14 protein-coding genes are annotated in these 11,190 nt (G+C 40.4%); 12 read left to right on the top strand and 2 right to left on the bottom strand.

The annotated features are described in order from the left end of the window. Both Q4D72_RS05520 and Q4D72_RS05515 read left to right on the top strand, forming a co-directional pair. Positions 1–521: ATP-binding cassette domain-containing protein (locus tag Q4D72_RS05520; RefSeq protein ID WP_303076601.1), on the top strand; the 521-nt coding region annotated here is incomplete at its 5' end. Further along, positions 521–1,309, top strand: a complete 789-nt coding sequence (locus tag Q4D72_RS05515; RefSeq protein WP_303076599.1) for an ABC transporter permease — start codon at positions 521–523, stop codon at positions 1,307–1,309. The genes Q4D72_RS05520 and Q4D72_RS05515, both read left to right, overlap by 1 nt. Positions 1,310–1,405: 96 nt before the next feature. Here the strand turns inward: Q4D72_RS05515 and Q4D72_RS05510 are convergent, their stop codons facing one another. Together Q4D72_RS05510 and Q4D72_RS05505 are read right to left on the bottom strand one after the other, a co-directional pair. Beyond that, on the bottom strand, positions 1,406–2,152 hold the full coding sequence (locus Q4D72_RS05510; RefSeq protein ID WP_303076597.1) for a metallophosphoesterase family protein: 747 nt from the start codon (positions 2,150–2,152) through the stop codon (positions 1,406–1,408). Next, a complete protein-coding gene (locus Q4D72_RS05505; RefSeq protein ID WP_303076595.1) occupies positions 2,145–3,290 on the bottom strand; it encodes a DUF5929 domain-containing protein in 1,146 nt (381 codons plus the stop codon). The genes Q4D72_RS05510 and Q4D72_RS05505 overlap by 8 nt, the downstream gene beginning before the upstream one ends. Positions 3,291–3,509: 219 nt before the next feature. Between Q4D72_RS05505 and Q4D72_RS05500 the strand changes: the two genes are divergently transcribed. The 10 genes from Q4D72_RS05500 to Q4D72_RS05455 are packed head-to-tail and all read left to right on the top strand — an operon-like array spanning position 3,510 to position 11,182. Beyond that, a complete protein-coding gene (locus Q4D72_RS05500) occupies positions 3,510–4,640 on the top strand; it encodes a beta-ketoacyl-ACP synthase III (RefSeq protein WP_303076593.1) in 1,131 nt (376 codons plus the stop codon). 57 nt (positions 4,641–4,697) lie between these two features. Then, positions 4,698–5,132 carry a hypothetical protein gene (locus Q4D72_RS05495; RefSeq protein WP_303076591.1) on the top strand — a complete coding sequence of 145 codons (435 nt, stop codon included), beginning with the start codon at positions 4,698–4,700 and terminating at the stop codon, positions 5,130–5,132. Between the two features lie 36 nt (positions 5,133–5,168). After that, complete coding sequence (locus Q4D72_RS05490) at positions 5,169–5,606, top strand: acyl carrier protein (RefSeq protein ID WP_303076589.1); 438 nt, start codon at positions 5,169–5,171, stop codon at positions 5,604–5,606. Next, the gene (locus tag Q4D72_RS05485) at positions 5,603–6,013 is read left to right on the top strand and encodes a hypothetical protein (RefSeq protein ID WP_303076587.1); all 411 of its coding nucleotides are present in this window, start codon (positions 5,603–5,605) and stop codon (positions 6,011–6,013) included. Before Q4D72_RS05490 ends, Q4D72_RS05485 begins: the two co-directional genes overlap by 4 nt. Positions 6,014–6,018: 5 nt before the next feature. Further along, positions 6,019–7,026, top strand: coding sequence for a BtrH N-terminal domain-containing protein (locus tag Q4D72_RS05480; protein ID WP_303076586.1), 1,008 nt, complete (start codon positions 6,019–6,021; stop codon positions 7,024–7,026). A 5-nt stretch (positions 7,027–7,031) separates the two neighbouring features. Beyond that, the gene (locus Q4D72_RS05475; protein WP_303076584.1) at positions 7,032–7,787 is read left to right on the top strand and encodes an ABC transporter ATP-binding protein; all 756 of its coding nucleotides are present in this window, start codon (positions 7,032–7,034) and stop codon (positions 7,785–7,787) included. Then, a complete protein-coding gene (locus tag Q4D72_RS05470) occupies positions 7,780–9,051 on the top strand; it encodes an ABC transporter permease (RefSeq protein WP_303076603.1) in 1,272 nt (423 codons plus the stop codon). The genes Q4D72_RS05475 and Q4D72_RS05470 overlap by 8 nt, the downstream gene beginning before the upstream one ends. Continuing rightward, entirely contained in the window at positions 9,026–9,475 is a 450-nt protein-coding gene (locus Q4D72_RS05465; RefSeq protein WP_303076583.1) for a thioesterase family protein, read from the top strand. Before Q4D72_RS05470 ends, Q4D72_RS05465 begins: the two co-directional genes overlap by 26 nt. Positions 9,476–9,513: 38 nt before the next feature. Beyond that, positions 9,514–10,629, top strand: coding sequence for a beta-ketoacyl synthase N-terminal-like domain-containing protein (locus Q4D72_RS05460; protein WP_303076581.1), 1,116 nt, complete (start codon positions 9,514–9,516; stop codon positions 10,627–10,629). Between the two features lie 13 nt (positions 10,630–10,642). After that, positions 10,643–11,182, top strand: coding sequence for a 3-oxoacyl-ACP synthase (locus tag Q4D72_RS05455; protein WP_303076580.1), 540 nt, complete (start codon positions 10,643–10,645; stop codon positions 11,180–11,182). Positions 11,183–11,190: the final 8 nt, after the last annotated feature.

Here is an 11,190-nt window from a genome sequence, read left to right as displayed (position 1 = left end):
AAGCATTATCACTCGGAAATCAACAGCGGTTAGGACTTGCCAAAGCACTGGTACACGAACCAAAACTATTAATTTTAGACGAACCCATTAACGGATTAGACCCCGAAGGCATTGTGCAAGTGCGCAACCTCTTAATTGAGCTTGCCCAAAAAGGTTCTACCATTTTTCTTTCCAGTCACATACTGGGCGAAATCTCTAAACTTGCTCATCGCATCGGCATTATTCACGAAGGAAAACTTATTAAAGAACTGACAACAACCGAATTATCAAACCAAATCATCAAAAAAATTTTAGTACAAACAACCGATAATCAAAAAGCACTTCATTGCCTGCAAAACTCAAATTATTCGGCTGTACAAACCAATACTGACGAAATAGAAATTTCAAGTCCGCAAGCCGTTGCGCATCCCGAACACATTTCAAAACTACTGACCGAATGCGGACTTCCTCCAAAACAAATCTTTTTATTTACGGAAGATTTGGAAATGTTTTTCCTGCGAACCATTAACGATTACAAATAATGAAGCAACTTATACAAGCCATTGAGGCAGAATTGATAAAAATAAAACGCGCAAAAATCCTTTGGGCTACGTTCATTGCATTTGGAATAGCACCCGTTATGGGAGCTGTTTTTATTTTTGTTATGCAAAACGGCGATATGTCGGCAAAAGCAAGTGCCTTGATTGTCAAAGCCGAAGCTATGAATCTTCAAGCAAATTGGGAATCGTATATCGGTATTCTTACGCAAGCCGTAGGCATTGGCGGGGTTTTGGTATTCGGTTTTGTAATCGGTTGGATTTTTGGTCGTGAATATTCGGATAAAACGGCAAAAGATTTATTGGCACTCCCTACCTCGCGAACAACCATTTTAAACGCAAAATTTATGGTCTGTTTTTTTTGGTGTTTATTGCTCGTCCTGTCCAATTTGTTACTTGCTTTTGTCTTCGGTATGCTTTTGCAACTTCCTCCAGCAAGTACAAACACATTGGCACAACTGCTAATCGATTACTTTATCACCACTTTTTTAGCTGTTTTAGTGAGTGTTCCGATTGCTTTTTTTGCACTTTGGGGGAAGGGCTATCTGGCGCCGCTGGGTTTTGTTGTAATAACATTAGTCTTTTCACAAATAATTGCCGCAACGGGTTATGGGGCTTATTTTCCGTGGGCAGTACCCGGACTTTACAGCGGTGTGGCAATCCAATACAAATTATCACTCAATAATTTGAGCTACGCCATTTTACTGCTGACAAGCATCACGGGATATATTGCCACAATCATCTATTGGAATCATACAGACCAAACCCAATAAACGAAATAAACAATTCCGAAAATGCGCAATTTATTGCGTATCCACCAAAAAAATACGTAAAAAAAAATACGCAATAAATTGCGTATTTACAGCGTTTTATTTATTTCGCCCTATTTCATCGGGATATAGCTGAAAGACGGGGTCACTTTGCCAATATTCTTTGGTGTCAACGTCCATAACAGTAATGCGCCCTTTGAAGGCAGCACCGGTATCAATATTCCATACATTATTGGCATTCAGTGGTTTATCAGAACCTAAACGGGTGGTTGGCGTATGCCCGATAAACGTTTCGGAGTAGAGCAACAAACGCCCCGGAAAGTTGCGATGGTTGGGTTTAACCTCAACGGAAGTCGCTAGTTCCCAAAGAGTTCTGTCCCAATAAAACATTTCAGGGAAGTACTCAAAATCAACCCCACGCAAATTGGTAAAACCGGCGTGTACAAAAAGCCGGTTTTTTCCGTCTAAATAATAATTGGTCAGACTTTCCAGAAATTTAACGTGCCGTTGTTTTATCTCGCCCGAAATGTTTTGATACGCCTTTTCAGTGGCGTCTCCGCCGTGAAAGTACCACATTTGTTGCATTGGTTTGCCTTTTAAAAAATCGAGGCAAAGGGCATCGTGATTTCCTCTGAGGAACAAACAATTATAGTGCATTTTAAACTGAATCAGAAAATCAAGCACTTGTGGCGTTTGGCTCCATCCGTCCACATAATCGCCCAGAAATATAATATAATCGTTCTTTTGTATGTTTGCTCTTTCAAGTACCTGAATTAAGGCTTTGTAAGCCCCGTGTATGTCGCCAATCACCAAAGTTCGGCGCTTGCTGATTGTGAGTTCAGTCATTATAATTGTATTTTAATTTTCGTAAAATGCGAAGCGTGGCTTTGAGTGCATCGTATGATGTTCGGTCGATTTCTTTTAATTTAAAGCGTGCTTCTTCCAACATTTTTTTAACTTCCGGATAACCGTTTAAATAACAAATCAAAAGGGAAGAAAGCAATAATGGGATTTTTTCAATTTCAGCGGTTGTCACCGATTTGTTATCGATAATTTTCCGCAAAATAGCACTATTTTCCTCCCAAAACCTGCACACGGTGCAATCGTCATAAAACGGCGGTGCAAAAATAAGATTTTGTTCTATTTTATAAGTACCATTGTTAAAAAATTCAATCAAAACAGACTCCAACGGATAATAATTCTGCTCATTTTCAATCGTTAAGTGAATATATTCAACAATACGGAAAGCGTTTTCCTCAATGCGGATTTCAACCCGATCCAAAGCCGAAAAAAACAAACGCACTTGTTCGTTAATCAGCTCAATATCAACGCGTGAGTAAAGCGTTTTGGTATCAACCGCAATTGGTTTTCCTGCCCAACAAAGCACAAATTGCTCTCTAAAAACCTGATAATGTGCATCTAAATCTTTATGTCGATGGTTGATAAAATCAATCACTCCGTCCAAAGTGTGTTTGATGTTGTTGCTCGATGCTTTTTCAATTTGCCCGACCACCTCGGCATTTAAATTTTTCAACTGAATGTCAGCGTCTTGTATTTTGCTGTTGCTTCCTTCGCGTTTAAAAATCGTTCCTTTTGGATATTTCCAAATGCCTTTTGAAAGCGAACAAATTTTTTGTGACGATTCGACAATTACCAAGCCAACTACCTTATGTTCAGGCAAATCAGGAAAAATAATATTTTCATAGGTCACCACCGGCGGATTTTCCAAATAGGCGTTAATCAAATTTTGAATACGGCTGTCATCAAAAAAATCTACGCCCAAAATTTCACGTGATTCATCTTCTACCCCGATGATTATAAAGGCTTTATTCTGCGGATTGGAATTTGCCAAAGCACAAACGATTTTCAAAAATTTGGCTTTTCCTTCCTTACTACTCCAATCAATAAAACGTTTGCGGTCATAGAAACTATTTTCATCACTATGACCTAGTAAGTTCTTTATTAACAAACGTTTATTAATCATTTTTATCGTTTTTTGGTTGTTAGCTACCTGAAAAATACGTTACAAATATAAAATTAATTCTCCGTAAAACAATTCATAGGTGTGTTTTCTTCGGAATTATTGATTATCTTTGCCCGAGTTTTTTATTTTTGGATCGCTAAAAACAACATAAAAACCTAAATTTCAGAAAACTAAACCATTTTAAACAGTTTTTGTAATGGTTTTATGCCAATAATCACTATGAACGAAGTTTATATTACTAAATCAGCAAAGTTTTTACCCAATGCCGCTGTTGACAATGAGCAAATGGAAACTTTTTTGGGCAAAATCAACAACGAAACTTCCAAAGCCAAGCGTATTGTGTTGCGTAATAATGGCATACAAACCCGTTATTACGCCATTGACAGCAACGGAAATCCCACGCACACCAACGCCGAACTTACCCGACTTGCCGTAAATTCGCTCTTTGATGCCGATTTTACGCCGAACGACCTTGAAGTTCTCTCTTGCGGAACCTCCACGCCCGATTGCCTATTGCCCTCACACGCCGCAATGGTTCACGGGCTTATAGGAAGAAAATCAGTTGAATTAAATTCATCGTCGGGAGTGTGTAATTCCGGAATGAATGCCCTGAAATTCGGGTATTTATCCGTTAAATCGGGTAACAGTTCCAATGCCGTTTGCACCGGCTCGGAACGCGTATCGGCTTGGCTCAAAGCTGATAAGTATAACATTGAAATTCAAGCACTTCAAAAGTTAGAAGAACAGCCCATCATTGCTTTCAAAAAAGATTTTTTACGTTTTATGCTCTCTGATGGCGCCGGTGCTTTTTTACTTGAAAACAAACCGCGTAAAGGCGCTTTAAAAATAGAATGGATGGACGCCTACTCGTACGCACACGAACTGGAAACCTGTATGTATGCCGGAGGTGATAAACTTGCCGACGGCAGCATCAAACCTTGGTGTGATTACCCCGCACAAGCGTGGCTCACCGAATCGGTTTTTTCAATCAAACAAGATGTTAAACTATTAAATGACAATATATTAGAAAAAGGTGCTGAAAGTATGCGTACTACGATGGATAAACATCACATTACCGCTGATGATATCACCTTTTTCCTGCCTCATATTTCATCGTGTTACTTCCAAACGCGACTTTACGAGCAACTCAAAAAGCAAGGCATTGATATTCCGATGGAACAATGGTTTTTAAACCTTACCCAAGTGGGGAACGTTGGGGCAGCGTCGGCATATTTAATGGTGGAAGAATTGATGAACTCGGGCAAACTTTCAAAAGGCGATACCTTGTTGCTTTCCGTACCTGAAAGCGGCAGATTTTCATACACTTACGCATTCCTTCGTGTTGTGTAGTGCTTTTGAGTTTTAATTGATTATTCACAAATGTTTAGGCTAAAAAAATAAATCCGTATGAAGCAAACACCTCCGATAACAGATTGTAAAATCATCGAAACCTTAATACCACAACGTTTCCCGATGGTAATGGTTGATTCCGTTTGGGATTATTCGCCCGCCAGCATCATTGCCGGACTAACCATAAGCGAAGAAAATCTGTTTACTGATAATCAATCACTTTCCGAATCCGGACTTATTGAGCATATGGCACAAAGCATCGCTCTACACAAAGGCTACGGCTATTACGTTAATAATATGCCGGCACCCACCGGATACATCGGTTCCATCAAAAACATACACATTCACCGATGCCCGCGCATAGGGGAATCAGTACGCACCGAAACGGAAATCATACAAGAATTTATGGATGTTACCTTAGTGAAAATCACCTCGTTCATAAACGATGAATGCATCGCCACCGGTGAAATGAAAACCGTATTAGCCAAATAACTTTTTGCACAACAGATAAATAACTCAAAACCAAAGATGAACATAGCCATACAAAAATACCTTCCGCATCGCCAGCCAATGCAAATGGTTGATACGATTACACAGATTAGCGAAACTGACATCAAAACACTTTTTTTTGTCGCAGAAGATTGTATTTTTGTTGAAAACAACCACCTTTGTGAATCCGGATTAATTGAAAATATGGCACAAACCTGCTCTGCCGTTGTGGGGCAATTTTATTTTACGGATAGCGACCCCAACAAACGCATCATAGGCTACATCAGCGCTATCAAATCATTGCATATCAATCAATTACCAGAAGTATTGCAGACTATCCGCACCGATGCCGAACAAATATCACGCTACGATGCCGAAGGATACAGCCTCTGCGGAATGCAATGCAACGCCTACCATAACGACACGCTACTGGCTTCAGCCGAAATGAATCTGTTTATCAAAGAATTAAGTATATGAAAAAAAGTGATGTACCTCAGGAAAAAGGAGCGCTCGGAAGCATTCAGGAACTGTGCTATGCCACCGATGACAATGGCAATTACACAACCGAACTGAGTTCGGGTTGGGGCGTGAAAAGTGCAGCACTTGAAGAATCATTACGCTACATTGAAGAACAAATTGAAGAAGCCGAAAAATTAGTGGCACAAGGCAAAAAAAGCCCCGTGGTGTACTATATGACACTATGCCGAATGGACTGGAAAACCCTTGCCGGTTATATGAACCGCTGGCAGTGGATTGTGAAACGACACGCAAAACCCGGTGTATTTACTCAACTCTCAGAAAAAACATTGCGCAAATATGCTAAAATTTTTGACATAACCGTTGACGAACTGAAAAACCCCTTGTTTTTGAATAAACATAAATAATTAGTATGACCATTGATTTTCAACATAAACAATCGGCGCATTGTGAAAACGGTGTGGCTTCAAACTTGCTGTTGCACTGCGGTTTGCCTTTGAGTGAACCGATGGTGTTTGGCATTGGTTCAGGTTTGTTGTTTTTTTATTTTCCGCTTTTGCGTGTAAATCAAGCTCCTGCCATTAGTTACCGAACGATGCCCGGTCATATCTTTTCAAAAGTAGCCAAACGTCTGAATTTCAAAATAAAAAGATTGCGATTCTCATCTACAGATAAAGCGCAAAAAGCACTGGACGCACATTTAAGCAAAGGAAAACCGGTGGGCTTGCAAGTAGGAGTATATCATTTGGAATACTTCCCTGACGAATACCGCTTTCATTTTAACGGTCATAATCTCGTGGTTTACGGAAAAGAAGGCGACGAATACCTCATCAGCGACCCGGTAATGCCCAATTTTACCCGCCTAACAGCGCATCAACTTGAAAAAGTGCGTTTCGCACAAGGCGTTTTAGCTCCGAAAGGACATATGTATTACCCCGTTGAACTGCCTAAAAATTTTCCGTTGGAACGCGCTATTCGCAAAGGCATTCAAGATACTTGCCGTACAATGCTTTCACCCGTGCCTATCGTGGGGGTTAAAGCCATTGAGCGGGTAAGTCGCCACATTCCGCGTTGGTATCAAAAACACGGTGCAAAAGTTACCAACCATTATTTGGCACAACTGATTCGTATGCAGGAAGAAATCGGTACCGGAGGCGGTGGTTTTCGGTTTATTTACGGAGCTTTTTTGCAAGAAGCTGCCACCGTTTTACACAACGAAACACTGCGCGACTTATCGGCTGAAATTACCGACATAGGCGATGCGTGGCGTGATTTTGCCGTAAGCATTGCACGGGTGTATAAAAATCGAAGTAACCAACCCGATGTTTACAATGATTTATCCAAACAATTGGCAAGCATTGCGCGTCGGGAAAAGGCTTTCTTTAAGAAATTAAAAACACAGGTATCGTCCAAAAATTAATTGATATGATGGCGCAAGAACACAGCATTATCATACACAATCTTTGCAAAAAATATGTCTCGGCAACCGATTTTGCTTTGAAAGACGTGTCTTTTTCGGTACACAAGGGCGAAATATACGGCATTTTAGGTCCTAACGGAGCCGGAAAAACCACTTTGCTTTCAATTTTGTTTGGCAGTATCCGTCCTACTTCGGGCAATTTCAGTATTTGCAACTTAACATACCGGCACAATGCCAATGAAATCCGTTATAAATTGGGCGTTGTACCGCAGGAATATGCCCTCTATCCCACCCTCACTGCACGTGAAAATCTGCAATATTTTGGAAGTTTGTACGGACAAAAAGGCAAAGAACTTAATCATAAAATCAACAAAGCCCTTGCCCGAGTGGAACTCTCAGAAGTGGCTGACCAAAAGATACAACATTTCTCAGGCGGAATGAAACGCCGCATCAACCTGCTTGCCGGCATTTTACACCAACCCGAAGTTTTGTTTTTAGATGAGCCAACCGTGGGGGTTGATGTGATGTCAAAACGCATCATTATTGATTATTTATCCGAACTGAACTCGCAAGGAATGTCGGTGCTTTACACCTCACATCATTTGCAAGAAGCCCAAAATTTTTGCCATCGGGTGGGCATTTTACAACAAGGTCGTTTGCTTACCGAAAATACGCCCGAAGCATTAATTCGCCATACACAAACCAATAATTTGGAAGAAGTTTTCATTCATTTCACCGCTAATAACAATGCTGATGTATAAGTTGTTACAATCCGTTCGTAAAGAAGCCTTACTGCTGAGTCGCGACCTTGGCGGGCTTATCATTCTGTTTGTAATGCCGCTGATTTTAATCATCACCATCACGTTAATACAAGACGGCGCTTACCGAAACCTTACCCAACAACGCATTGCCATCGCCATTGCCGATAACGACCAAGGGTTTCTCACGCAAAACATTCAGGAAAGTTTACAACAAAGCGGTTTTTTTGACATATACACCCAACACAACGGAATTGCCCTAAACGAACAAACCGCTCGTGAACAGGTACTTTCGGGCAACTATTTGATGGCGATTGTGATTCCGCCGAATTTATCCGCTGATTTACAAAACCAAGTAAACCAGAAGGTTCAGCAAATTGTAAGCATTTTTTCGGGTGAAGAAACCCCAATCGGTGTTACCGAATCGGTTACCAAAGAAATTAAATTGTATTTTGACCCAACCGTGCAGCTTTCGTTCAAGGAAAACATAAAAAATGCCATCGACAAAATGATGTATCGCATTGAAAATAAGCTTATTTATCAAGCCTTTGAAGAAGAACTTGGCACTGAAAATCCGTTGAGCGAACAATCCCAACTCATCACATTTACCGAAATTAACCCGAAAGCCGTAAATGACAGCCAACTCCCCAACTCGGTACAACATAACGTTCCGGCGTGGACATTATTCGCTATCTTCTTCATTGTCATACCTTTATCAACCAATATTGTAAAAGAAAAAACGCAAGGTACGGCGCTTCGGCTTTTTACCTCGCCATTATCTTACGGAATGCTCATCACAGCAAAAGCCATTACCTTTTTGATTATAAGTATTTTACAATTCGGTTTAATGGTAGCTGTCGGTATTTATATTTTTCCGTTACTTGGATTGGCTCAGCTTGATATTGAAGGAAAAACCCTGTTACTCACGCTTGTAGCAACGGCATCAGGTTTGGCAGCCATCGGCATCGGTATTCTCTTGGGAACCTTTTCACAAACACAGGAACAATCGGCTCCCGTTGGCGCAACACTCACAGTTATTTTGGCTGCCATTGGTGGCGTGTGGATACCCACTTTTGCAATGCCCGCATTTATGCAAACCATTTCAAACATATCACCGATGAATTGGGGTTTACAGGCTTTTTACGACATTCTGCTTCGTGAGGGCAGTTTGTTGGCTATCGCTCCAAAAATCGGATTATTATTCGCATTTACAATAATTTGCATCCTTATCGCTATTAGCTATGAAAAAAGAAAAAGAAACCGATAAATCGCCCACACTTACCGCTTCGCTGCAAGTGCGTGTCCGCTTTAACGAAACCGACCCGCTGGGCATCGTATGGCACGGCAATTACATCAAATATTTTGAAGAAGGACGGGAAGCCTTCGGCAGAAAGTACGGCATTGCGTATTTGGATATTGAACGCGAAGGATACGCAACTCCCATCGTGAAATCCGTATGTGAACATAAAAAAATGGTAAAGTATGGTGAAGTTATTCGTATTGAAACTCAATACGTTCCGTGTGCAGCCGCCAAAATGCAATTCCAATATTTCATATACAATGAAAATGATGAGTTGGTATGCACAGGTGAAACCGTTCAGGTATTTACCGCACTTGCCAACAATAGTTTATCGCTCTACAACCCTGATTTTTACCAACGTTGGAAAGAGCGTTTTTTAAGCCATTCATAATACGATTTATTTTAAAACATAAAAAGCAACTTACAACAATGTGTTTTGTTTATAACTATAACTGCGTTACGCCTTTGGGGTTTGATTTACAAAATAATATAGAAGCATTGTTATGCGAAAAATCCGGCATTCAACAATTTGCAAAATTCGGAACGCTTGAAAATCTCTATCTGTCAAAAATAGACGATGACACCATTTGCGAGGCATTTTCGGCAGTAAACCTACAAGGTAATTTCTCACGTTTGGAGAAAATGCTTCTTTTGGCAATCTGCCCTTTATTGGATAGTTTTACCATAACAAAACGGACTGCCTTTATCCTTTCCACCACCAAAGGAAATATTGACAATCTGAATGTTAGCGACCAAAAATCCTTGCCTTACTTATCTGTTTTGGCACAAAAAATTGCCACCGCCATCGGAGTTGTTACCGAGCCGATTGTTATTTCAAATGCCTGTGTTTCAGGGGCAATGGCTATTTCAGTTGGAAAACGATTGCTGGCAAGCCAACTATATGATGCTGTGATTGTTATAGCCGGAGATGAAATCTCGGAATTTGTAGTATCGGGGTTTCAATCGTTTCAGGCGATGAGCAGCAAACCTTGTAAACCATACGACAAAAATCGCGACGGCATCACATTGGGCGAAGCTGCTTCCGCAATGATATTAACAACTGAAAATCAAAATAGTAAAGCTCTTATTTTGGGTGATAGTTCCATCAATGATGCCAATCACATCTCAGGACCTTCACGCACGGGCGAAGGGCTTTTTCAAAGCATCAACAATGCCATCAAACAAAGCGGATTATCGCCCAACCAAATTGATGTCATCAACGCACACGGCACGGCAACGCTTTACAACGACCAAATGGAAGCCATCGCTTTTTCACGCAGCAAATTGCTACACACTCCTGTAAATAGTTACAAAGGATATTTTGGACATACGTTAGGATGTTCGGGCTTGCTTGAAACGCTCTTAACCCTTGAACTTTCGCGACAAGGAAAAATACTCAAAAGCGCGGGATTCAGCCAATTAGGGGTGCCCGAACCGATACAGGTCGCCCAACATACCACTGATAAAAACATTCGGTATTTTTTAAAAACAGCTTCGGGCTTCGGTGGTTGTAACACTGCCTTAGTCGGAGAAATACTACACTAAAAATCAAATACTTATGGCACATTGCATTATCGAAAACGGAACAATATCACACAACGGAACCATTATCTTTTCCGAACAAGATTTATCTTTTGCTGATTTTTCAAAAAAAGCCTATAAAGCACTGCAAATCAACTATCCGAAGTTTTTTAAAATGGATAATTTAAGCAAATTGGCATTCTTAGCATCAGAAGTGATTCTGGGTAACCTTCCGCAAGAAGAAAAAAAAGACATCGCTCTTGTATTTGCCAATAAATCAGCTAGTTTAGACACCGACATCAAACACCAAGAATCAATTGATGACAGCGAAAATTACTATCCAAGTCCGGCCGTGTTTGTGTACACCCTGCCCAATATTTGTTTGGGTGAAATTAGTATCCGACATCAATTACAGACCGAAAACGCTTTCTTTATTTTTGAAAAGCACCCGAAAGTTTTTTTTGAAAACTACACTAAAATATTAATAAACAATAAATTAGCAAAAAAAGTACTCTGTGGTTGGGTTGATTTTTTAACCCCCGATTACAAAGCCGAGCTAAATTTAGTTGGCAATTGACAATTAAT

Origin of the sequence: Capnocytophaga sp. (assembly GCF_030532915.1) — a bacterium.
Lineage (GTDB): Bacteria > Bacteroidota > Bacteroidia > Flavobacteriales > Flavobacteriaceae > Capnocytophaga.
The sequence above is the reverse complement of the archived record's forward strand: the minus strand, read 5'-3'. Positions and strand labels throughout refer to the sequence as shown.

Coding starts and splice junctions, on each gene's coding strand:
- Q4D72_RS05465 (WP_303076583.1), top strand. CDS start 9,026: ATGAAAAAAGAAAAAGAAACCGATAAATCGCCCACACTTACCGCTTCG.
- Q4D72_RS05460 (WP_303076581.1), top strand. CDS start 9,514: ATGTGTTTTGTTTATAACTATAACTGCGTTACGCCTTTGGGGTTTGAT.
- Q4D72_RS05455 (WP_303076580.1), top strand. CDS start 10,643: ATGGCACATTGCATTATCGAAAACGGAACAATATCACACAACGGAACC.
- Q4D72_RS05475 (WP_303076584.1), top strand. CDS start 7,032: ATGATGGCGCAAGAACACAGCATTATCATACACAATCTTTGCAAAAAA.
- Q4D72_RS05500 (WP_303076593.1), top strand. CDS start 3,510: ATGAACGAAGTTTATATTACTAAATCAGCAAAGTTTTTACCCAATGCC.
- Q4D72_RS05480 (WP_303076586.1), top strand. CDS start 6,019: ATGACCATTGATTTTCAACATAAACAATCGGCGCATTGTGAAAACGGT.
- Q4D72_RS05485 (WP_303076587.1), top strand. CDS start 5,603: ATGAAAAAAAGTGATGTACCTCAGGAAAAAGGAGCGCTCGGAAGCATT.
- Q4D72_RS05470 (WP_303076603.1), top strand. CDS start 7,780: ATGTATAAGTTGTTACAATCCGTTCGTAAAGAAGCCTTACTGCTGAGT.
- Q4D72_RS05495 (WP_303076591.1), top strand. CDS start 4,698: ATGAAGCAAACACCTCCGATAACAGATTGTAAAATCATCGAAACCTTA.
- Q4D72_RS05515 (WP_303076599.1), top strand. CDS start 521: ATGAAGCAACTTATACAAGCCATTGAGGCAGAATTGATAAAAATAAAA.
- Q4D72_RS05490 (WP_303076589.1), top strand. CDS start 5,169: ATGAACATAGCCATACAAAAATACCTTCCGCATCGCCAGCCAATGCAA.
- Q4D72_RS05510 (WP_303076597.1), bottom strand. CDS start 2,152: ATGACTGAACTCACAATCAGCAAGCGCCGAACTTTGGTGATTGGCGAC.
- Q4D72_RS05505 (WP_303076595.1), bottom strand. CDS start 3,290: ATGATTAATAAACGTTTGTTAATAAAGAACTTACTAGGTCATAGTGAT.